The organism is Siminovitchia thermophila, assembly GCF_016909185.1.
GTDB classification, from domain to species: domain Bacteria; phylum Bacillota; class Bacilli; order Bacillales; family Bacillaceae_C; genus Siminovitchia; species Siminovitchia thermophila.
In genome coordinates, this window is sequence record NZ_JAFBFH010000027.1 from 17039 (window position 1) to 39098 (window position 22060).

The 22060-nt window shown below is 44.0% G+C and carries 21 protein-coding genes; all 21 read right to left on the reverse strand.

The window, feature by feature from the left end; translation table 11 throughout:
* Positions 1-6: 6 nt before the first annotated feature.
* The gene (truB, locus tag JOC94_RS16430) at positions 7-921 is read right to left on the reverse strand and encodes a tRNA pseudouridine(55) synthase TruB (protein WP_205179902.1); all 915 of its coding nucleotides are present in this window, start codon (positions 919-921) and stop codon (positions 7-9) included.
* 206 nt (positions 922-1127) lie between these two features.
* Positions 1128-1346 (reverse strand): hypothetical protein, encoded by a 219-nt coding sequence (locus JOC94_RS16435; protein WP_205179905.1) that lies wholly within the window; start codon positions 1344-1346, stop codon positions 1128-1130.
* 193 nt (positions 1347-1539) lie between these two features.
* The gene (rbfA, locus tag JOC94_RS16440; RefSeq protein WP_077111693.1) at positions 1540-1881 is read right to left on the reverse strand and encodes a 30S ribosome-binding factor RbfA; all 342 of its coding nucleotides are present in this window, start codon (positions 1879-1881) and stop codon (positions 1540-1542) included.
* Positions 1882-1896: 15 nt separating this feature from the next.
* A complete protein-coding gene (locus JOC94_RS16445; protein ID WP_077111694.1) occupies positions 1897-2175 on the reverse strand; it encodes a DUF503 domain-containing protein in 279 nt (92 codons plus the stop codon).
* The gene (gene infB / locus JOC94_RS16450) at positions 2172-4469 is read right to left on the reverse strand and encodes a translation initiation factor IF-2 (protein ID WP_205179907.1); all 2298 of its coding nucleotides are present in this window, start codon (positions 4467-4469) and stop codon (positions 2172-2174) included. The genes JOC94_RS16445 and infB overlap by 4 nt, the downstream gene beginning before the upstream one ends.
* Positions 4470-4483: 14 nt before the next feature.
* Positions 4484-4771: a YlxQ family RNA-binding protein gene (locus JOC94_RS16455; RefSeq protein ID WP_077111832.1), complete on the reverse strand. Its 288-nt coding sequence runs from the start codon at positions 4769-4771 to the stop codon at positions 4484-4486.
* 14 nt (positions 4772-4785) lie between these two features.
* Positions 4786-5061, reverse strand: coding sequence for an RNase P modulator RnpM (rnpM, locus tag JOC94_RS16460; RefSeq protein WP_077111696.1), 276 nt, complete (start codon positions 5059-5061; stop codon positions 4786-4788).
* A gap of 12 nt (positions 5062-5073) precedes the next feature.
* Positions 5074-6186, reverse strand: a complete 1113-nt coding sequence (nusA, locus tag JOC94_RS16465) for a transcription termination factor NusA (protein ID WP_077111697.1) — start codon at positions 6184-6186, stop codon at positions 5074-5076.
* 38 nt (positions 6187-6224) lie between these two features.
* Positions 6225-6692 (reverse strand): ribosome maturation factor RimP, encoded by a 468-nt coding sequence (gene rimP / locus JOC94_RS16470; protein ID WP_077111698.1) that lies wholly within the window; start codon positions 6690-6692, stop codon positions 6225-6227.
* 194 nt (positions 6693-6886) lie between these two features.
* Positions 6887-11218, reverse strand: a complete 4332-nt coding sequence (locus JOC94_RS16475; RefSeq protein WP_205179909.1) for a PolC-type DNA polymerase III — start codon at positions 11216-11218, stop codon at positions 6887-6889.
* A 339-nt stretch (positions 11219-11557) separates the two neighbouring features.
* A complete protein-coding gene (locus JOC94_RS16480; protein WP_077111700.1) occupies positions 11558-13267 on the reverse strand; it encodes a proline--tRNA ligase in 1710 nt (569 codons plus the stop codon).
* Positions 13268-13288: 21 nt separating this feature from the next.
* A complete protein-coding gene (gene rseP, locus JOC94_RS16485) occupies positions 13289-14554 on the reverse strand; it encodes an RIP metalloprotease RseP (RefSeq protein ID WP_077111701.1) in 1266 nt (421 codons plus the stop codon).
* 15 nt (positions 14555-14569) lie between these two features.
* A complete protein-coding gene (gene dxr / locus JOC94_RS16490) occupies positions 14570-15712 on the reverse strand; it encodes a 1-deoxy-D-xylulose-5-phosphate reductoisomerase (protein WP_077111702.1) in 1143 nt (380 codons plus the stop codon).
* 27 nt (positions 15713-15739) lie between these two features.
* Positions 15740-16528 carry a phosphatidate cytidylyltransferase gene (locus JOC94_RS16495; protein WP_077111703.1) on the reverse strand — a complete coding sequence of 263 codons (789 nt, stop codon included), beginning with the start codon at positions 16526-16528 and terminating at the stop codon, positions 15740-15742.
* Positions 16528-17322, reverse strand: coding sequence for an isoprenyl transferase (locus tag JOC94_RS16500; protein WP_077111704.1), 795 nt, complete (start codon positions 17320-17322; stop codon positions 16528-16530). The genes JOC94_RS16495 and JOC94_RS16500 overlap by 1 nt, the downstream gene beginning before the upstream one ends.
* Positions 17323-17535: 213 nt before the next feature.
* Complete coding sequence (gene frr / locus JOC94_RS16505; protein WP_077111705.1) at positions 17536-18093, reverse strand: ribosome recycling factor; 558 nt, start codon at positions 18091-18093, stop codon at positions 17536-17538.
* Positions 18093-18818 carry a UMP kinase gene (gene pyrH, locus JOC94_RS16510; RefSeq protein WP_077111706.1) on the reverse strand — a complete coding sequence of 242 codons (726 nt, stop codon included), beginning with the start codon at positions 18816-18818 and terminating at the stop codon, positions 18093-18095. The genes frr and pyrH overlap by 1 nt, the downstream gene beginning before the upstream one ends.
* Positions 18819-18900: 82 nt before the next feature.
* Positions 18901-19782, reverse strand: coding sequence for a translation elongation factor Ts (tsf, locus tag JOC94_RS16515; RefSeq protein ID WP_077111707.1), 882 nt, complete (start codon positions 19780-19782; stop codon positions 18901-18903).
* A gap of 93 nt (positions 19783-19875) precedes the next feature.
* Positions 19876-20604 carry a 30S ribosomal protein S2 gene (rpsB, locus tag JOC94_RS16520; protein WP_077111708.1) on the reverse strand — a complete coding sequence of 243 codons (729 nt, stop codon included), beginning with the start codon at positions 20602-20604 and terminating at the stop codon, positions 19876-19878.
* 162 nt (positions 20605-20766) lie between these two features.
* Positions 20767-21276 (reverse strand): DUF6115 domain-containing protein, encoded by a 510-nt coding sequence (locus JOC94_RS16525; protein WP_205179911.1) that lies wholly within the window; start codon positions 21274-21276, stop codon positions 20767-20769.
* A gap of 12 nt (positions 21277-21288) precedes the next feature.
* Complete coding sequence (locus tag JOC94_RS16530; RefSeq protein ID WP_077111710.1) at positions 21289-22053, reverse strand: FliA/WhiG family RNA polymerase sigma factor; 765 nt, start codon at positions 22051-22053, stop codon at positions 21289-21291.
* Positions 22054-22060: the final 7 nt, after the last annotated feature.

Consider the following 22060-nt stretch of genomic DNA (forward strand, 5'->3'; position numbering starts at 1 on the left):
CTATGTTCACCTAATTTCATTTGTTTCTAGAACTTTGACTGGTTTAATTTGTCCGGGTTTTTCGGGATGATTTTTATAGATGGCGATTGCTTTAGATTTATGCGCCAAAACAGTTTCGTCGCCTGGCCAATGCTCCGGTTCAGGCAGAACCGCACCATTTCGTACTTTTATCGCTAATTTATCACTAATTGCAAGATGCGGCAAATGAGAAATCCCTTTTTCCAGCGGAAAAATCGCTTCCGCCGCCTTCCCTGCTTGGACCAGTTTTTCAAGCTCTTCAAACGTCACACAGTCATCTTCCCGAAACGAAGCGGATGCTGTTCTGACGAGGTCCGACATATGTGCTGGATAGCCAAGCTTCTCCCCAATCATAACGGCAAGTGTTCGGATGTAGGTTCCCTTGCTGCATTGAACAGAGAAACGAAAAGACAGCAAGCCGTCTTGCAGCTCAACAGCGTTTTCCAATAATTGGATATGATAGATATAAACAGTTCTTTCCGGCCGCTCAACAGTGATGCCTGCACGGGCATATTCATATAAACGCTTCCCTTTTACTTTTACAGCTGAATACATCGGAGGAATCTGCTTTAATTCTCCTTTGAACGACTGCAGGACTTCTTCGATTCTCTCCAGGGGAAAAATCTCTTGTACCAATCTCTTTTCGACAATATCACCGGATGAGTCCTCTGTTGTTGTAGAGGTTCCAAGTGTCACTTCGCCTTCATACTCTTTTCCTGCATTCGTTATATATTCGGCAATTTTCGTCGCCCTGCCAAGACAAATGGGTAAAACCCCCGTAACATCCGGGTCGAGAGTGCCGGTATGGCCAACTTTTTTGATCCCGAGCCTTTTTCGAACTTTGTAAACACAATCATGGGATGTCATCCCTTTGGGCTTCCAGATTGGTAAAATCCCTTCCAACCGCACTTAACCTCCTCGCTTATGAATGACGCCCGCACCTTCCTGCTCTCAATATGAATAACCAGCCCCGAAACGCCAAGTAGGCGCACGGGCCCGATCGACAAGCTGATCCTTTTATGAAAGAAATCTCTTTAGAATAGCAAGCTCCTTGCCAAACTAAGACACGATACACTTGTGATCTAGGGCAAAAGCGGATATTGCCATCCTTATGGCCTTATGCCGAGCTTATACATCCAACCGCCTTGTGGACAAAGCGGATATTGCCATCCTTGGCCGGCTGCTGGCTCAAAGCGGCGCATCCGTGTCACTTCGCCATGCACTTGGACGCCCTGTCCAGCGACTCGCTCAAGCCTTGCAAAAGCAGCAGTCGCTCTTCGTACGATGATATCGCTGCCGGAGACTTCTTTTGGCCTATTACTTCCCATGCACTAAGACGTCCTGTCCGGCGAGAATTGGAGCGGGCATATCATTTCTTTCCTTTCAATTCCACTTTTTTGATCTGATGAAGAACACATCGTTTAGCACCAAGCCTGAAGACGCAGATGATTGTCTGGCTGCTTTTATCATGTCTCTGTTATCTTTCCTAACGAGGAAAAAAGGATAGACCGGGCGTCTATCCTATTCTCCATTCAATTCTTTCAACAGCTTTTCAATTTTATCTCCATATTGAATGGATTCATCAAATTCAAAGCTTATTTCCGGGGTTTTACGGAGCCGTATTCTTTGCCCGATTTCGGATCTGATAAAACCAGTGGCTTTTGCCAATCCCTTTAAAGTGTTCTCCTTTTCCTCCTCGTTTCCAAGGACGGATATAAACACTTTTGCTTGCTGAAGATCACCGGTCACCTGTACATCGGTGACTGTTACAAACCCTACCCGCGGATCTTTAATCTTGCGAGAAATAATTTCTCCCAGTTCTTTTTTCATTTGTTCTGCCACACGATGGGCTCGCAGACTCATTTTCGACACCTCACATTACAGCCATTCATACGTAGTTCCGATTCTCTCCCACTCTGGAAAAGAGTCGAGGAATTCAATGGCATGTTCCAATTCATGTTCAGCCCTTTTCCTGGTGGAAGCAACAGCGGCAATCGCAATTTCAGTACGCTGCCATAAGTCCTGATGCTTCACCTCGGCAATCGAAATATTAAACTTTTGTTTGGCCCTTGTCAGTATACGCTTGACGATTGATCGTTTATCCTTGAGCGAATGGGTATTGTATATACGAAATTCTATCAATGCAAAGCCGATCAAGCACGTTCAACTTCTTCCATTAGGAAAGCCTCGATGACATCTCCTTCTTTTACGTCATTGAAGTTTTTAATCGTAATCCCGCACTCGTATCCTTGGGCGACTTCTTTAACGTTGTCTTTAAAACGTTTTAAATCGTCAATTTCGCCTTCAAAAATAACAATGCCATCACGAATCAGGCGGACTCCGCTGTCGCGGGTGATTTTTCCATCTGTTACGTAGGAACCAGCAATTGTACCGATTTTGGAAACTTTGAATGTTTGTCTTACTTCCGCCTGGCCAATTACTTTTTCCTCATATTCAGGATCAAGCATCCCTTTCATGGCTGCTTCAATTTCTTCAATAGCCTTGTAGATAATCCGGTGCAGACGTATGTCCACATTCTCGGATTCAGCCGCCCGCTTAGCATTGACATCCGGACGGACATTAAAGCCAATGACGATGGCATTGGAAGCCGCGGCCAAGGTAATGTCAGATTCATTGATGGCCCCGACACCGGAATGAATGATTTTGATATTGACGCCATCCACTTCGATTTTCTGTAAAGAAGCCGCCAATGCTTCAGCAGAGCCTTGTACGTCGGCCTTGATGATGACATGGAGGTCTTTCATTTCTCCTTGCTTCATGTGCTCAAACAGCGTATCAAGGCTTACACGGGATCTTTCATTTCTTAATGCTTGCAATGCCTGTTGAGAACGAGCCTCCCCGACTTGGCGGGCTGTTTTTTCATCCTCGAACACGACAAACCGATCACCTGCTTGCGGTACATCATTCAATCCGGTAATTTCAACAGGGGTAGAAGGTCCAGCTTTTTTTACTCTTCGCCCCATATCATTCACCATGGCCCGTACACGTCCATGCGTATTACCGGCAACGATTGGGTCTCCCACTTTTAATGTACCATTTTGAACGAGTAGTGTGGCAACCGGGCCGCGTCCTTTATCAAGCTGGGCTTCGATCACGGTGCCAAGGGCAAGCCTTGCTGGGTTTGCTTTTAATTCTTCTACTTCGCTCACAAGGAGAACCATCTCAAGTAACGAATCGATTCCTTCTCCTTTTAAAGCAGAAATGGGAACAAAAATGGTATCTCCGCCCCAATCTTCCGGAACAAGCCCATGTTCAGTCAATTCCTGCATCACACGATCCGGATTGGCGGTTGGTTTATCAATTTTATTGACGGCTACAATAATGGGAACTTCTGCCGCTTTCGCGTGATTAATCGCTTCAACAGTTTGCGGCATGACACCGTCATCTGCGGCAACGACCAAAATGGTAATGTCGGTTACTTTCGCTCCTCTTGCACGCATTGTTGTAAACGCGGCATGTCCCGGCGTATCTAAAAATGTGATTTTTTTGCCGTTTGAATCAATTTGGTAGGCACCGATATGCTGGGTAATGCCGCCAGCTTCTCCGGCAGTCACCTTAGTATTCCGTAAAGAATCAAGCAACGTCGTTTTTCCATGGTCAACGTGTCCCATAATGGTAACGACTGCTGGTCTTTCCACCATTTCTTTTTCTTGATCTTCGGTAAAATACACTTCAAGGTCCGTTTTATCAATTTGAATCTCTTCTTCTACTTCCACACCATATTCGGCGCAAACTAATTCGATCGCATCTTTGTCAAGCTCCTGATTAATCGTTGCGATCACACCGAGCATAAAGAGCTTTTTGATAATCTCGGACGGTTCTCTATGAAGCTTTTTAGCAAGTTCAGCCACTGAGAGAGATTCCGTAAAAGTGATTTTTTCCGGAAGTTCTTTTTGTTTCGGCGGAGCAGGCTGATGTTGGTGTTGCTTTTGGCGCTGGCGTTGTTGATTTTGCTTCCTGTTGCGATTCGGTCCTTTGTTTCCGCCTTTGAATTGGCTTTTTCCGCGCTGTCTTTGCCCGCTTTCGCTCTTTTGATTGTTCGGTTTATGATTCCGTCCGTTCTTGGCATTTTGCTGGCTTCCTTGGGCATTTTGCTGGCTTCCTTGAGCATTTTGTCCCTGCTGCTGGGGTTTGTAATTTTTCTGTCTCCCCTGCTGGCCGGTTGCTCCGCTTTTGCGGTTATCTTTTCCTTGCGTCTTTATGTTCTCCGTACTTCTCTGCCGCCCATGATTTGGTTTTTCTTTCCGTTTCGCATCTTGCGGCCGGGATTCTTTCTTTTTAAAAATGGCGTCAAGCTTCGTAACCGTTTCTCCCTCAATTGTTGACATATGGTTGGCTACTTCTATATTCATGCCTTTCAGCTTATCAATAACATCCTTGCTGGTAATACCTTGTTTTTTTGCATATTCATATACACGCATTTTACTCATATGTTCACCCCCGTTTATTCATAAAGCAAAGCAGCAATTTTTTCAGCAAAACCCGCTTCCAATATCGCTGCCACAACCCTCGCATCCTTGCCAATGGCATGGCCGAGTGTTTTTCTAGTGTCTACATGCCGTAAAGGCACATGGTAATATTGGCATTTATCCTTGATTTTCTTTGCCGTATTATGGGAGGCGTCTTTCGCCAAAATGACCAGTTTGGCACGTCCACTCTGGATTTCCTTGACTACCAGTTCTTCCCCTGAAACAACTTTCCTGGCCCGATGTGCCAGACCAAGTAACGACATCCCTTTAGCTTGTTTCACTTGTTTTCCTCTTCAACAAGAGAAAGAAGTTCTTCGTATACATCGTCTGTGACATCTGCCTGTAAATGATTCGCCAGAATATTTTTTCTTCGTGCATTCATGATGACTTCCCTGTCTTTTGACAGGTAAGCCCCTCTCCCGGACTTTTTCCCCGTTACATCAACAGATATCTCACCTTCTTTGGAACGGACAATCCGAATCATTTCTTTCTTTGGCTTCATCTCTCCCGTTGCTACACATTTGCGGAGTGGTATCTTTCTCTTTTTTACCATCTTGCTTCACCTCTATTCGATTTCTTCGTTTATAAAATCGAATGATTCGTCTGACTCTTCTTCCTCCAGATCCCTTGGATAAATGCCAGCTTCTCTTGCATCTGTCTCACTTTTAATATCGATTTTCCAACCGGTCAATTTTGCTGCGAGTCGCGCGTTTTGCCCTCTCTTGCCGATAGCCAGCGATAGTTGATAATCCGGAACGACAACTGTCGTGGCTTTTTCTTCCTCATTCACGATTACATCGAGAACTTTGGATGGACTTAAAGCATTGGCGACGAAGACAACCGGATCTTGTGACCATTCAACAATATCTATTTTTTCACCCTTTAATTCGTCCACGATTGCCTGAACTCTTGAACCTTTCGGTCCGACACATGAACCAACCGGATCGACATCTTCTTGGTCTGTCGCTACAGAAATTTTGGAGCGGTCGCCCGCTTCTCTCGCAACCGATTTAATTTCAACGGTTCCATCATATATTTCAGGGACTTCGATTTCAAATAATCGCTTTAACAATCCCGGATGTGTCCTTGATACAAATATTTGCGGACCTTTCGTCGTTTTTTCGACTTTCGTAATGTACACTTTAATTCGGTCATGCGGTTTGTATGTTTCGTTGGGCATTTGCTCGCTTTGCGGAAGCAATGCTTCAATTTTCCCAAGACTGACATATATAAAACGCGGGTCCTGCCTTTGCACGATTCCGGTCATAATGTCATCTTCCCGGTCCACAAACTCGGAATAGATGATCCCTCTTTCTGCTTCTCTTACCCGTTGGGTGACGACTTGTTTTGCTGTTTGTGCCGCAATTCTGCCAAACTCCTTCGGGGTCACTTCGAGTTCTACAATATCCCCTGTGTCATAGACCGGGTTAATGGTATGGGCTTCTTCCAATGAAATTTCAAGCCTGGAATCAAAAACTTCATCCACTACCTCTTTTCTGGCAAAAACCCTCATCGTTCCTGTTTCCAAGTTCATGTCTACACGAACGTTTTGTGCTTGGTTAAAGTTCCTTTTGTACGCAGATACTAAAGCGGCTTCGATCGCCTCGATCAAGACATCCCGGGAAATTCCCTTTTCCTTTTCCAATATGACTAGAGCATCCATTAATTCTGAGCTCATGACCATGTCCTCCCCTTTATTATTCTTCGCTTTACCTGTTAAAAGACGACTGCCAAGCGGGCTTTTGCCACTTTATTGATTGGAATTTCAAACGTCTTTGTCCGGGTTTTTATTTTCACTTCAACTAGCAGGTTTTCTCCGTTAAACTCCGTTAACCGTCCCTCAAACACTTTTTCCCCATCGATCGGTTCATATGTTTTAACATGAACTTGCTTTCCAACCGCATTGGCAAAGTCGGCTTCTTTCTTTAAAGGACGCTCCGCTCCGGGCGAGGAGACTTCCAGAAAGTAATTATGGGGAATCGGGTCTACTTCATCAAGCTTCTCGCCAAGACGCTCACTGACTATGCCACACTCTTCAATATCAACACCATCCGGTTTGTCAATGAAGAGGCGGAGAAACCAGTTTTTTCCTTCTTTTACATATTCAATATCGACCAGTTCAAGTTTCATTTCGTCCAAAATAGGAGCCGCAAGATTCTCTACTGTGTCTGTTACTTTACTCATACAAACCTCCTATGTTCAGGTATCCATGTATATCAAAGTTTTCCGTAACAATACGAAAGAGTGGGGGGCGCCCACTCTTTTGCAACGAGAGTATTCATAGTATTTCCAATAAAAATATACCATAACCGATTTTCAATTGCAAACAAGGCAAACTACCGCCAAGTATGCAAAGAAAAGCGGTTCCTACTTTTCTTCTAGAAAAGGGATAATTGATTCTGTTCGGGAAGTGATTCCAAACAGCCATGGTTGTCCAAATACTCCATAATTGTTTTGGATACTTTTCCACGGATTTGCAAGTCCTCTTTGGAAAGAAATTCTCCGTCTTCTCTGGCTTTTACAATATTCAACGCCGCGTTCGTACCCAGCCCCGGAATAGAGTTAAAAGGCGGGATAAGAGAATCTCCGTCTATGATAAACTCGGTGGCGCTCGATTTGTACAAATCTACGCGCTTGAACTTAAATTTGCGTTCGCACATTTCCAACGCAATTTCCAAAACGGTAAGAAGACTTTTCTCTTTGGCCGTCGCATCCAGGCCTTTGGCATTGATTTCTTCGATTTTGGAGCGAATCGCCTGAGAACCCCTGACCATTACTTCCAAATCAAAATCTTCTGCCCGCACCGTAAAGTAGGCGGCATAGTAAAGGAGCGGATGGTGCACTTTAAAATAGGCAATCCTGACAGCCATCAAAACATATGCCGTGGCATGCGCCTTGGGAAACATGTATTTTATTTTTTTACATGAATCAATATACCATTCCGGCACATTATTTTTTCTCATCTCTTCTTCCCATTCTGGAGTAAGACCTTTTCCTTTTCGTACAAACTCCATAATTTTAAAAGCAAGAGACGGTTCCAAACCTTGATAAATGAGGTATACCATGATATCGTCCCGGCAGCCAATCACTTCCGACAGCGTACAAGTTCCTGAACGAATCAGCTCTTGTGCATTGCCAAGCCATACATCTGTACCATGTGAAAGGCCGGATATTTGAACGAGCTCGGAAAACGTTGTCGGCTTTGTATCTTCAAGCATTTGCCTGACAAATCTTGTCCCAAATTCGGGAATTCCAAGCGTTCCTGTTTTACACATAATCTGTTCCTCTGTTACGCCGAGAGATTCGGTACCACTGAATATTTTCATCACTTCCGGGTCATCGATCGGAATCGTTTTTGGATCAATTCCGCTTAATTCCTGAAGCATCCGGATAACGGTCGGATCATCGTGGCCAAGAATGTCCAGTTTGAGTAAGTTGCTGTCGATGGAGTGGAAATCATAATGCGTCGTTCTCCAATCAGACCCAACCGCGTCAGCCGGATATTGAATCGGTGAGAAATCGAAAATTTCCATATTGTCCGGCACAACAATAATCCCTCCGGGGTGCTGGCCGGTTGTTCTTTTTACGCCTGTACACCCTTGGACGAGCCTTTCCACTTCCGCATTTCTCAACATAAGATTATGGTCTTGCTCATAAGCTTTGACATACCCGTAAGCGGTTTTCTCTGCTACTGTTCCGATCGTGCCAGCACGATATACGTAGTCTTCCCCAAACAAAACCTTCGTGTAATGGTGGGCTTTCGGCTGATAGTCCCCTGAAAAGTTCAAATCAATATCTGGCACTTTATCTCCCTTGAAGCCCAAAAACGTTTCAAACGGAATATCATGTCCGTCTTTTTTATATGTTGTCCCACACTTCACACAGTCTTTGTCGGGCAAGTCAAATCCGGACCCGACCGAACCGTCATCAAAAAACTCGGCATGCTTGCAATTGGGGCAGACATAATGCGGGGGAAGGGGGTTTACTTCCGTAATTTCCGTCATGGTGGCCACGAAGGAAGAGCCGACAGAGCCCCGTGAACCGACAAGATATCCGTCTTCAAGCGATTTTTTTACAAGCTTATGAGAAATTAAGTAAATAACTGCAAAACCATGGCCAATGATGCTTTTTAGTTCTTTTTCGAGCCTGGCTTCCACAATCTCGGGAAGCGGGTCTCCATAAATGGATTTGGCCATGCCGTAGCTCATTTGCCTGATTTCATCTTCGGCTCCTTCAATTTTCGGTGTGTACAAGTCATCTTTAATCGGTTTTATTTTATCGATCTTGTCATTAATGAGATTGGAGTTTGTGACAACCACCTCATAAGCTTTTTCATCACCAAGGAAAGAAAACTCGGACAGCATTTCGTCTGTTGTCCGGAAATGAACATCGGGAAGCTTATGCCTGTTTAGCGGATTTGCCCCGCCTTGGGAGTTTATGAGAATCTCCCGGTATATTTTATCTTCTTTATTTAAATAATGGACATTTCCTGTTGCAACGACGGGCATGTTTAAAGTTTCTCCCATCATGACGATGTTTCGGATAATGTCTTCCAAGTCTTTTTCATTCCTGACAAGCTCCATCTCAATTAGCGGGGCATATACAGGCTTGGGATGTATTTCCAAGTAGTCGTAAAAGGCGGCCGCCTGTTCGGCCTCAGCCCGTCCTTTTTGCATCATCGCTTCAAACACTTCACCTTTGTCACACCCGGAGCCAATCAAAATCCCTTCTCGGTGTTTCTCCAGCAAAGAACGCGGGATGCGCGGTACTCTATAAAAATAGTGCAGATGCGAATAAGATACGAGTTTATATAAGTTTTTCAGACCCGCTTCATTTTGGGCAAGCAAAGTGCAATGGTATGGACGCGCCTGTTTATAAGCGTCACCTTTGCCCATATTGTCATTGAGCTGATCATGATAAAGGATGCCCTTTTTCTTGGCATCGCCCAGCATTTTCAAAAAGATATTACCAGTTGTTTCGGCATCATAAATGGCCCGGTGGTGTTGCACAAGCTCTATATCAAACCTTTTTGCCAGCGTGTTTAACCGATGGTTTTTAAATTCGGGATATAGGAATCTTGCAAGCTCAAGCGTGTCAATGACCGGATTTGCGACTTTATCAAATCCAATCCTTTGATATCCGCTATTTAAAAAGCCGATATCAAAAGAGGCGTTGTGGGCTACAAGAATGCCGTCCCCTGTCCAATTCTTAAATTCTTCCAGCACTTCCTCGATTTCGGGGGCGTTTTCTACCATATCGTCTGTAATGCCTGTCAATTCAATCGTTGTTGCGGACAATGGATGGTGGGGATTGGCAAATCTCTCAAACTTGTCAATCACTTCCCCCTGATGAATTTTGACTGCCGCCAGTTCAATGATTTTGTCATATATCGCCGATAGACCGGTTGTTTCCACGTCAAAAACGATAAACGTATCTTCTTCCAGCAGCCTGTTGGCGCTATTATAGGCGATTGGCACCCCGTCGTTTACCAAATTGGCTTCCAGCCCATAGATGATCTTCATATCATGTTTTCCGCCCGCCCCAAACGCTTCGGGAAATGATTGAACGACGGCATGGTCGGTAATTGCCACCGCCGGATGTCCCCACTTTTTCGCCTGGGCAATAAGATCCCCCACTGAGGTAACAGCATCCATTTGGCTCATGGGTGTATGCATGTGGAGTTCAACCCGCTTATCACCGGCTGCTTTATCCTCACGTATTTTCGGCTTTACTTCATTAATGTCTTGCGCCATAATGACCAGTTCGCGGGCAAATGTGTCCGTTTGGACACTTCCTCGAACCTTCACCCACATGCCTTTTTTTAAACTGGCCATGATGGAAGCATCCTCATTATCTTTTGAGAACATTTTTACGGAGATGGAATCGGTATAATCCGTCATTTTAAACGTCAGTAAAGTTCTTCCGCTTCGCAGTTCCCTTGTCTCTGCCTGAAAAACATACCCTTCTACCGTGACCCTGCGCTCTTCGTCCACTATTTCCTCGAGTCTTTTCATCTCTTCACCATTTTTAATGGCATACCCAAGCATTAACGGTCCGGAAGGCGCCTCACCTTCGTTTGTCCGCCTTTCCTGCTCAAGCTTTTGCATTTCTAAAACAGCTTGTCTTGCCCGCTCTTCATCCTCTTTCCGTTTCGCTTCAACAAATTTTGCATATTCTTCACTCGATTCACTTTCAGAGCGGACTTCCGCTGAAAATAGGAGTGAAGGAAAGCCAAAGTATTGATACACTTCGGTGATGATTTTTCCATATTTCTCTTGAAGCGTCCTGGCCTCCATATCGTTGCGGACTTGAACGATGATTTTATTTCCATCGACTTTGGGTGTTTGATGATGTAAAAGACTGAGCAGCATAGGAGACATTCCTTCTATTTCTTTCAAGCAGCCCTGCCAGTAATCTGCCACAAGCTGATCAGTGATCGTTGTTTGCGATATCGACAACGAGAATTGAACCCGGGCAATGTGTTGAAACGACTGTTCAAGTCTCCTGGTGAAATGTTCATATATTTGGAAAGGCAAAATCCGCTCAAAAATAAAATAAAAATGCCATTTCTGATTGATGCGATCCACAACAAGCTTTTCAATTTGTCCAGACCGCAAGTGCTCTATGTACGGGTCATCTGTTAAGCCGATCTGTTGCAGCAGCAGATGGAAACGTTTCTTTTGTTCGACGGGATTTTGCGTCTTTTGCATCGTTTATCCTCTCCCATCTATTAATCGTCCAATCAATAAAAAGATCATATGAAACTTCAATCAGCGAGGGCTTTCTTCCCCCGCTGATAAGAAATAATACAAAAGCCCAGTTCTATAGCGTCCTGTTGGCAAGCTCAGGCAACGATGTCACCAAATTGCACTAGTACATCCTGTACGTCGCAAAGCATTTGTGACCGATACCCTTGATGCATGATAGATGTCGAAGTCTTTCAGGTTCTGTCTATCGGAAATAGACAATGATCTGACACCCTTCTCCACATATAGACGGAAGCCTTGCCGGCTTTTACATGCGGGTAAAGGAGTCACCTGAAAGAACCGTTATACCGATAATGCTTTAAAAATATTTTGCAATGTTGCCGAAAGATCCCCCCGATGTACTTCCAACATTTCACCGGTCTTCCGGACTTTCACTTCCACGATTCCTTCGGAAGCTCTCTTTCCGACAGTCACGCGAACAGGAAGACCGATTAAATCCGAGTCGTTAAATTTGACGCCTGCGCGTTCGTTGCGGTCATCAAACAGCACATCATATTCAGCCTGTAATTCATCGTATAATTGTTCGGCACAGCTCGCTTGTTCCGAATCTTTCATATTGATCGGAATAAGATGAACATCGTATGGCGCAATATTCACAGGCCAGATCAACCCTCGCTCATCATTGAACTGTTCCGCTACTGCGGTAAGGGTTCTTGATACACCGATTCCGTAACAGCCCATGATATAAGGATGGGGTTTTCCGTTTTCATCAAGGAATCCGGCGGACATCGCTTCACTGTACTTTGTTCCCAATTTAAAAATATGCCCTACTTCAATACCACGCGCGAATCGAATTGTTCCTTTTCCATCAGGGGAAGGGTCGCCTTCCTGGATAAACCGGAGATCGGCATATTCGTCAACAGCAAAATCACGCCCTGGTACAACATTGATATAATGATGCTCATCTTCGTTGGCGCCGCAGACCGCATTGACCATTGCCCCGACCGCATGGTCGGCTATGATCTTCATTTCGGATGGTATCTGGATCGGCCCTATCGATCCGAAGGAACATTTCAATAGCTCTTTCGTTTTTTCTTCCTCCGCAAATTCTACCATTTTGGCGTTCAAAGCATTTTTCACTTTAATATCGTTTACTTCGTGATCACCTCGCACGAGTACCATGACGGGCTCTTCATCTGCAAGCATTACAAGGGATTTAATAACTTCTGAAGGCTTTACACTTAGAAACTCTGAAACATCCACGATCGTTTTTTGACCTGGGGTTTTTATTTTTTTCAACTCTTTTTCCGCAACATCCGGCTTTTCATAAACTTGACAGACGTCTGCCATTTCAATGTTGGCGGCATAATCGGACTGATCGGAATAGGCAATGGTATCTTCGCCAATCTCCGACAACACCATGAACTCCTGTGTGTCTTTACCGCCAATGGCTCCAGAATCCGCCAATACGGATCTAAAGTTCAGGCCGCACCTTTTAAATATATTCGTATACGCCACATGCATTTTCTGATAAACTTCATCCAAACTTTCGTGTGAAGTATGGAAGGAATAAGCATCTTTCATAATAAATTCACGCCCGCGAAGCAACCCGAAACGGGGGCGCTTTTCATCCCTGTATTTCGTTTGAATTTGAAATAAGGTTAATGGCAGACGCTTATAGGATTGGACTGCATCCTTTACGATACTCGTAATGACTTCTTCATGAGTGGGACCTAAAGCAAAATGTCTGTCGTGGCGGTCATGAAGGCGCATTAACTCATCGCCATATGTATGCCAGCGCCCGGATTCCTGCCATAGTTCAGCAGGCTGGAGAGCCGGCAGAAGCAGTTCTGCAGCTCCTGCCTTTTCCATTTCTTCCCTAACGATATTTTCGATGTTATCGAGCGCTCTTTTTGCCAATGGCAAATAGGAATAAATGCCGCTGGCAATTTGCTTAATAAACCCTGCTCTTAAAAGCAGCTGATGGCTTTTTATTTCTGCATCAGACGGAACTGCCCTTAGAGTGGGGATGAAAGTCATGCTTTGTTTCATCAATTGCACCTCTACTTATAGTTATTTAATAATAAAAAAGCGCTGTATATCATTCCAGGTGACTACAATCATCAAAACCATCAAGAGCGCAAAGCCGATAAAATGCACCATTCCTTCTTTTTGCCGGTCAATCGGTTTACCCCGCAACGCCTCAACGCCGAAGAACAAGAGGCGGCCTCCATCAAGCGCCGGTATCGGCAGCAAGTTCATGATGCCGAGGTTAATGCTCAACAACGCAGCCCATTTCATTAATATCAATATTCCTGCCTGGGCAGCTGTCTCTGTCGTTTTATAAATCCCTACCGGACCAGCCAGCATATCAATGGAGAATTGACCCGTAACAAGTGTTCCCAGCAACTCGATAATTTTGACTGTCCAATTGTACGTTTCTACAAACCCGAATGTCGCCAGCCGCAGGAACGACTTGTCGACCGGTGCTTGTACCCCGATTAAGCCAATTTCCTTATCCTCGATGATTTCCCGTTTTGGTGTCACCGGAACGTCCAGTGTTTCTTCATTTCGTTCCACCGTAAAAATGAGCTCTTCTTCAGGATGGCTTCGTACAATTTCAGTGATGTCATCAAAATCCGAAATTTCCGCTCCATCAATGCTCAGGACAACATCACCCTCCTGCAGCCCCGCTTTATGGGCAGACCCTTCAGGAAGAAGTTCACCGATGAACGGCTCATTGACTTGAACCCCTTGGATAAAACCGAGCAATGTAAAGATCACAATTGCCAGTAAAAAGTTCATCATCGGACCCGCAAAAATCGTCATTGCTCTGGCCCCGAGCTTTTTGGAAGCAAATTGCCGGTCCCAAGGCGCGATAAGTGTTTCCGCTTGTTCTTCCACAATGACTGCGGTGCGAGAAAGATGAAATGTTTTCAATGTCTCATCTTCTTCGTCTTCATATCCTTTAATGATCAGATCGTGTTCCAAATCAGCCATTTCCACTTCGATAATCCTGGCGTTTGGAAACCGGTCTTTCCCCTGTAAAACAATTTTTTCAACGAGATTATCGTCGTTCAATACGAGCGCGAGCCGATGACCCGGTTTAATTTCAACCATTTCGGGGTCGTCTCCCGCCATCCGGACAAATCCGCCGAGCGGCAAAAGCCGAATCGTATAGTTCGTCTCATTTTTTGTGTGAGAAAACACTTTCGGTCCAAATCCGATGGAAAAATCCCTGACAAGGATTCCAGCGCGTTTGGCAAAAATAAAATGTCCAAGTTCATGGAAAAACACAAGCGCCCCAAAAATAATAATAAACGCAATGACTGTATTCAAAAAAATAACCACCTTTTACAGGAGTGTATAAACGTGCTTCCTTGTCTCACGGTCAACTTCCTCTATAGCCGCCAAATCCGGCTGATCAATAACATTATGCCTTTCCAACGCTTTTTCAATCAACTCTTCAATATTTAAAAAGGAAATTTGTTCTTTCAAAAATGCTTCGACAGCTACTTCATTCGCCGCATTTAACACTGTGGGCATCGTTCCCCCTCTCATTCCCGCATCATAAGCAAGCTTTAGGCAACGATAGCGATCCATGTCCATTTTTTCAAAATGAAGGATGCCTATCTCCGCGAGGCCGAGTCCTTTCGTAACAAGCTTCATTCTGTCCGGATAAGTAAGTGCATATTGAATCGGAATACGCATATCCGGAGTACCTAGTTGGGCGATGACGCTGCGATCCTTATATTCCACTAGTGAATGGATGATGCTTTCCCGGTGAAGAAGAACCTCAATGTTTTCATAGGGAATATGGAACAGCCAATGTGCTTCGATCACTTCCAGCCCTTTGTTCATCATTGTAGCAGAGTCAATCGTAATTTTGGAACCCATTGACCAGTTTGGGTGCTTCAATGCTTGTTGTCGTGTAACATGCTTCAGCTCTTCTCTGCTCAAATCCCGAAAGCTTCCTCCGGACGCCGTGATGATCAATTTAGAAACATTTTCCCGGCTTTCTCCCTGCAAGCACTGAAAAATAGCAGAATGTTCGCTGTCAACCGGAAGAATATCCACTCCGAACTTTTTAGCTGCACCCATAACAATATGACCCGCCGTTACAAGTGTTTCCTTATTGGCCAGCCCAATCGTTTTTTTAGCTTCAATCGCGTGCATTGTCGGAACAAGGCCGACGCTTCCCATAACGGCGTTTAATACAATATCGGCCTGGTCGTGTACCGCGGCCTCGATTAAACCATGCTTGCCGTAAGTAAATTTGATCCCGGACGGGAATTCGGCTTTTAATCGTTCACAGTCTTCCTTTTCAAGCACTGCTACGAGATTTGGTTGAAAATCTGAAATGATTTTTCGGACTAGGTCAATGTTTCTTCCAGCCGAAATCGCGCAGAGCCGAAATTGGTCCGGATGTTCTTTTATGACTTGCAGTGCTTGCGTCCCTATCGATCCGGTTGCGCCCAGCAAACTAACATACTTCATCATTTCACTCCTAAACTAATTCTACGCTTATATGATTTGCAAAATGTGTATGAGCGGCAAAACGAAAAGCCAGCTGTCACACCTGTCCAAAATGCCCCCGTGGCCCGGAATAAGCTTGCCGGCATCTTTTACCCCATAATGGCGTTTGAACGCTGATTGGACCAAATCCCCCATTTGCCCAAACATGGACAATAAGACCGTTACAAACAACAATTTTAAGGTAGGAATGCCCATGTCCGCAAAGACAGAAAACAACAGGGCAACGACAATTGCAACGACTATGCCCCCGATGGACCCGCCGATCGTTTTATTGGGACTGATCACCGGCCACAGCTTTCTTTTTCCGAGTGACTTGCCAATAAAGTAAGCTCCGGAATCCGTTCCCCATATGACGAAAAGGACATAAAAAAGATATATAAGCCCCGCTTCACGAGTCGCTATCAAAAAATAGAACCCGACACCGACATATAGTGCCGACAAGATGGAAAAACCGGCATTGTCAAAGGTAAAGCGGTTTTTTGAAACGACCGTATATGACAAAATGAGCAATACGGCCAAATATACAATTTCCATTTTTGTCATTGCCCCCGCGAAAAGCAACTGAAAATATTCGTTCGGCAGCAATATGACCCAAAGCATGACAAAAGATAGCAAGCTTTGTCCGGACATTACCGGCTGCTTTTTCATTCGTAACAATTCAAAAAGTCCTATAGTCGCCATCATATATGTCAAAATGACGAAAGGTAGTCCGCCTATCCATACAAGCGGCAAAAAAATTCCCATGGCAACAACTGCTGATATAATTCTTTCTTTCATTACTGAAACTCCTCGCTGATTAATCCGCCGAACCGTCTAGAGCGGCGCTGAAAAGATTCGATCGCATCCATTAAATGTTTTTCTGAAAAATCGGGCCATAATACATCAATAAAGAATAATTCTGTATAGGCAAGCTGCCAGAGCATAAAGTTGCTCAACCTCAGCTCCCCACTTGTTCTAATCAATAAATCGGGATCACGCAAACTTTTTGTCATCAAATAATTGGAAAAGCATTCATCATCAATATCATTTTCATTCAGCCGGCCATCCTTGACATCGGCGGAAAGTTGCTTGATTGCATCAATGATTTCTGCACGGCTCCCATAGTTCAATGCAAAGTTTAAAATAAGTCCATTATTATGTTTCGTTTTGTTGATCGCATGGTTGACAGCTTTTCGTGTAGTCTCCGGTAGACGGGTTGTGTCGCCCATTGTACATACTTTCACATTTTCTTCAACAAGCTCCGGTAAAAAGTTTCCGAGAAACTCTTCCGGAAGCTTCATTAAATAGTCCACTTCCGATTTGGGCCTTTTCCAATTTTCTGTTGAAAAAGCATATAATGTTAATATTTTCACCCCAAGGCGGTTGGCTGCTTTCGTTATTTTTCTGACCGTCTTCATTCCTTCGTGATGGCCTGCAATTCTCGGAAGTGCCCTCTTCTTCGCCCACCGGCCATTCCCATCCATAATAATCGCGATATGTTGCGGTATCGGCTGGTTCATTATTTGGCCTACTCGGTCTTCACTAATTTCTTTATCTTTTGAAGTTTTCCATAACTTCATTTTATTAAACATAATTAGTCCTCCGTCAGAAGTGCTGGCATCTAGCATCAAACATATTTTAGCATATTGGAAGGAATAAGCGATATGATTCCCGCCTGATTTATTATTACAATTTCAAGAGAAAGAATAAAATACGAAAAAGAGACGTTAACGTCAATAGAGGGAAACTTGATCATCCCATAAAAAAACCCTCCGATAGGAGGGGATCATATCAATTATATTTGCCTAAACTTCTAAAACTTCCTGCTCTTTTTCCTTCGTTATCTGGTCAATTTTCTTGATGTGTTCATCTGTAAGCTTTTGGATATCTTCTCCATATGAGCGCAAGTCATCTTCAGATATGTCTCCGTTTTTCTCAAGCTTTTTTAATTCGTCGTTCCCATCCCTGCGAATATTCCGGATGACGACTTTGGCATCTTCCGCTTCTCTTTTTACTTGTTTCACAAGCTCTTTGCGACGTTCTTCCGTCAGCTGTGGAATCGAGATTCTTAAAAGAGAACCATCATTTGCCGGTGTAAGGCCAAGGTCAGATTTTAAAATGGCTTTTTCCATATCGCCCAAAACCGCTTTATCGTAAGGTTGAATAACGAGAAGCCGTGCTTCTGGAACGGAGACTGTCGCTAATTGATTGATCGGTGTTGGGACACCATAGTAATCAACTGAAATTTTGTCCAAAAGTGCCGCGCTTGCTCGTCCGGCACGAATGCTGGCCAATTCCCGGGTGTAGACTTGAATGGCTTTTTTCATTTTCTCTTTGACATTCGAGATTACTTGATTAGGCATTATTCCTTCCCCCTTACTATCGTTCCGATTTGTTTACCTAACACAGCGCGCTTAATATTTCCTTTTTCCGTAAAAGAAAAGACGATCAGCGGAATATCATTGTCCATGCAAAGTGATGAAGCGGTTGAATCCATGACGGCCAATCCTTCTTTTAAAACGTCAAGATATGAAAGCTGCTCATATTTGACAGCATCTTTATCAAGCTTCGGATCGGCATTATACACTCCGTCAACATTGTTTTTCGCCATTAAAATGACGTCCGCTTCAATTTCGGCAGCCCTTAAAGCGGCAGTGGTGTCCGTTGAAAAATAAGGATTTCCCGTACCAGCGGCAAAAATGACAACGCGTTTTTTCTCGAGGTGGCGAATGGCTCGGCGCCTGATGTAAGGTTCAGCTACTTGAATCATGTCTATCGACGTTTGAACCCGCGTTTCAATTCCCAATTGTTCGAGGCTGTCTTGAAGAGCAAGCGAGTTCATGACTGTTGCGAGCATACCCATATAGTCTGCTGTAGCCCGGTCCATTCCCATTTCGCTTCCGACTTTCCCTCTCCAAATATTTCCTCCGCCAACAACTACGGCAATTTCAACATTAAGCTCCGCCACTTCTTTTATTTGCTCCGCAATGGATTTGATGATGGCCGGATTAATGCCAAAGCCTTCTTTACCCGCCAACGCCTCTCCACTCAATTTCAGTACAACTCGGTTATATTTCGGGATGCTCATCTGAACCTCCAAATCAATTATGTATTCCATTTTCAGTTTGTAAAAGAGGGAACACAAAGTGTTCCCTTTAAAGCTGGATGATTTATTTCTTCGCTTGATTCATTACTTCTTCAGCAAAGTTTTCTTGGCGTTTCTCCAACCCTTCGCCGACCTCATAACGAACAAAATCCACAACTTTCGCTCCGTTTGAGCTGACAAATTTACCAACTTTTTCATCAGGGTTTTTTACAAAGGATTGGTCAAGCAGACAAATTTCTTCGAAAAATTTGCCGAGTCGGCCTTCCACCATTTTTTCAACAATTTTTTCCGGTTTGCCTTCATTTAAGGCTTGCTCTGTCAACACTTGGCGTTCGCGTTCTGTTTCCTCCGCAGGCACTTGATCGCGAGAAATGTATTTAGGCTTGATTGCGGCGACATGCATCGCAACATCCTTGGCAACATCGGCGTCTGTCGTTCCTTCAAGAACAGTCAAAACACCAATGCGTCCGCCCATATGCAAATACTCACCAAATACGCCATTATCCGTTTTTGTTTTTACTTCAAAGCGGCGAAGCGTGATTTTTTCACCGATTTTCGCAATGGCTGAGTTAATATATTCAGTGACAGTTTCGCCGCCGCTCATTTTTTGCTCAAGTGCTTCTTCCAATGATGAAGGTTTGTTGGCAAGTAAATGCTGGGCCAATTCTTTTACAAGCTCTTGGAAGTTTTCGTTTTTTGCAACAAAATCTGTTTCGGCGTTCACTTCTAAGATGACAGCTTCATTGCCCTCACTGAGGATATAAGCTGTTCCTTCGGCTGCAATCCGATCAGCTTTTTTTGCTGCCGAAGCCATGCCTTTCTTTCTGAGAAAGTCAATTGCTTCTTCCATGTTTCCATTTGTTTCTGTTAGTGCTTTTTTGCAGTCTAGCATGCCCGCACCTGTTTTGGCACGCAGTTCTTTTACCATTTGTGCAGTAATTGCCATTATTTTTCCTCCTTGAATGAGATACGAACCAAGTTGTTTTAAAAAAAGGTGACAAGCGTATCCACTCTTATCACCTTTTCACTGCATTAACTGTTATGCATTGGCAGTTTCAGACGCTTCTTCTTCTTCCTGCTCTTCTTCGCTGTATTTAGCTTCCAACAAGGCATCGGCCATTGTAGCTGTCAACAACTTAACCGCGCGGATTGCGTCGTCGTTTGCCGGAATCACATAATCAATTTCATCCGGATCGCAGTTCGTATCAACAATACCCACAATCGGAATATTTAACTTCCGGGCTTCAGCCACTGCAATGCGCTCTTTTCTCGGATCAATGATAAACATTGCGTCAGGAAGAGTCTTCATGTCTTTGATTCCGCCTAAAAACTTGACGAGACGGTCACGTTCCCTATTCAGCATGACAACTTCTTTTTTCGGTAGAACGTCAAATGTTCCGTCTTCTTCCATTTTTTCAATCGCTTTTAAGCGCTCGATTCTTTTTTGGATTGTTTCAAAATTCGTTAAAGTTCCGCCGAGCCAGCGGTGGTTGACATAAAAGTGTCCAGCTCTCTCCGCTTCATCTTTAACAGATTCCTGGGCTTGCTTCTTCGTTCCGACGAATAGAACTTTCCCGTCGTTTTCGGCAAGCTCTCTCATAAATTTGTAAGCTTCCTCGACCTTTTTCACAGTTTTTTGCAAGTCGATGATATAAATACCGTTTCTTTCCGTAAAAATGTATTTCTTCATTTTAGGATTCCAACGGCGGGTTTGGTGTCCAAAATGTACACCAGCTTCAAGCAATTGCTTCATAGAAATGATAGACATAAAATGTTTCCTCCTTGGTTTTTTTCCTCCGTTTCAATCATTTTTTGTGCAGGCTGTTTTTTGCAATAATGCCAAACAGCACCCTGTCACAAAATTATGAAACGTGTGTTTTAATACCACCAAATAATATAGCACAATCAAAAATCGTAATCAAGTAATGTTTTAAGCCTGCTGGTAAAATTTCATGGCAAGTTCAATTTCGGTTTTCCCCTTCCCAAGAGCTTTTGCGATCTCTGTCATTGTCATCCCCTGGGCCGCCATTGCTTCCACTTGGTTTCGGAGGGATTGTTCCTCTTGAGCATTTTCCGTTTCTTCAACCCTGTCTAACGTTTCTTCAGTGATGTCTATTGTTTCCTCAGTACTGTCTATCGCTTCTTCGGATAGCCCGCCTCCAATGACGTCTTCAGGTTTGTCCGCTTTATCGTTATATGAGGTGTTCTGCCCCGGTTTTTCATCCATCTTTCTAGCATGCGCGAGTTGCTGTAAAAACCGGTCGTTTTCTTCCCTCATCTCCGCAAGCAGGCCGCTTACCAGCTCTTCCGCTTCAGATAGCATTTCCCGCTGCTTTTTTTCAACCTCCAATAGCCGATTTTGCCGCATAAACAGGAGGATAATGGCAAAAATCAAAAGAGCGTTTATTAAAAATAAAATAAGTATCATTACGGCTGTCAAGATGATCCCTCGCTATCTTAATTGCATGAGCTGGTTTCTTAACTTAAATAACGCTTTAGAATGAATTTGGGAAATTCTTGAGGTCGACAAGTCTAGGACTTGGCCGATCTCTGTCAATGTTAGCTCCTCTTTATAAAACAGGCTTAAAACGAGTTGTTCATTTTCCGTCAGATGGGCGATTGCCCCAGCCATTTCTTCCAGCCATTCATGATGGACAAGCTGTTCCTCAGGTCCGGGGGTTTGTTCATCTTTTATGATATAGCCGTGATGTTCTTGATCTTCGTCTCCAGTTAAAAAATCATCCACTGAAATAATTTGTGAAAAATAATATTCATTTAATGTTTTCGTTACATCTGTTTCATCAAGGCCGAGCTCTTGCGCAATCTCTTCTACGGTTACACGCCGCATATATTGCTGTTCTAGCTTTTGCTGCACAGATTCGATTTCTTTTGCTTTGTCGCGGGTGTTTCTCGGAAGCCAATCTTCCTTCCGAAGGCCGTCCAAAATCGCGCCTCTTATCCGAAACGATGCATACGTTTCAAACTTTAGATCCCGGGAATGGTCAAATTTTTCAAATGCGTCCAAAAGACCAATGAGCCCAAGGCTCCGTAACTCTTCCCGACTTACATTTTTAGGCAAATTGACGGAAATCCGCTGGACATGGTATGAAACGAGAGGCATATATTTTTTAACCAAATGGTTGCCGGATTGTTCATCCCTTGTTTTTTTCCAGAGATCCCAATGCCTCCGTTCTTCAAGAGGTGGGGAAAGTGACATATATATC

Excerpts from the sequence above, each read along its gene's own strand:
- JOC94_RS16435 (WP_205179905.1), bottom strand. The coding sequence starts at position 1,346 with ATGGGAAGTAATAGGCCAAAAGAAGTCTCCGGCAGCGATATCATCGTA.
- rbfA (WP_077111693.1), bottom strand. The coding sequence starts at position 1,881 with ATGAGTCTGCGAGCCCATCGTGTGGCAGAACAAATGAAAAAAGAACTG.
- infB (WP_205179907.1), bottom strand. The coding sequence starts at position 4,469 with ATGAGTAAAATGCGTGTATATGAATATGCAAAAAAACAAGGTATTACC.
- JOC94_RS16455 (WP_077111832.1), bottom strand. The coding sequence starts at position 4,771 with ATGTCGTTACTTGGTCTGGCACATCGGGCCAGGAAAGTTGTTTCAGGG.
- rnpM (WP_077111696.1), bottom strand. The coding sequence starts at position 5,061 with ATGGTAAAAAAGAGAAAGATACCACTCCGCAAATGTGTAGCAACGGGA.
- nusA (WP_077111697.1), bottom strand. The coding sequence starts at position 6,186 with ATGAGCTCAGAATTAATGGATGCTCTAGTCATATTGGAAAAGGAAAAG.
- rimP (WP_077111698.1), bottom strand. The coding sequence starts at position 6,692 with ATGAGTAAAGTAACAGACACAGTAGAGAATCTTGCGGCTCCTATTTTG.
- JOC94_RS16475 (WP_205179909.1), bottom strand. The coding sequence starts at position 11,218 with ATGCAAAAGACGCAAAATCCCGTCGAACAAAAGAAACGTTTCCATCTG.
- JOC94_RS16480 (WP_077111700.1), bottom strand. The coding sequence starts at position 13,267 with ATGAAACAAAGCATGACTTTCATCCCCACTCTAAGGGCAGTTCCGTCT.
- dxr (WP_077111702.1), bottom strand. The coding sequence starts at position 15,712 with ATGAAGTATGTTAGTTTGCTGGGCGCAACCGGATCGATAGGGACGCAA.
- JOC94_RS16495 (WP_077111703.1), bottom strand. The coding sequence starts at position 16,528 with ATGAAAGAAAGAATTATATCAGCAGTTGTTGCCATGGGAATTTTTTTG.
- JOC94_RS16500 (WP_077111704.1), bottom strand. The coding sequence starts at position 17,322 with ATGTTTAATAAAATGAAGTTATGGAAAACTTCAAAAGATAAAGAAATT.
- frr (WP_077111705.1), bottom strand. The coding sequence starts at position 18,093 with ATGCCTAATCAAGTAATCTCGAATGTCAAAGAGAAAATGAAAAAAGCC.
- pyrH (WP_077111706.1), bottom strand. The coding sequence starts at position 18,818 with ATGAGCATCCCGAAATATAACCGAGTTGTACTGAAATTGAGTGGAGAG.
- tsf (WP_077111707.1), bottom strand. The coding sequence starts at position 19,782 with ATGGCAATTACTGCACAAATGGTAAAAGAACTGCGTGCCAAAACAGGT.
- rpsB (WP_077111708.1), bottom strand. The coding sequence starts at position 20,604 with ATGTCTATCATTTCTATGAAGCAATTGCTTGAAGCTGGTGTACATTTT.
- JOC94_RS16530 (WP_077111710.1), bottom strand. The coding sequence starts at position 22,053 with ATGTCACTTTCCCCACCTCTTGAAGAACGGAGGCATTGGGATCTCTGG.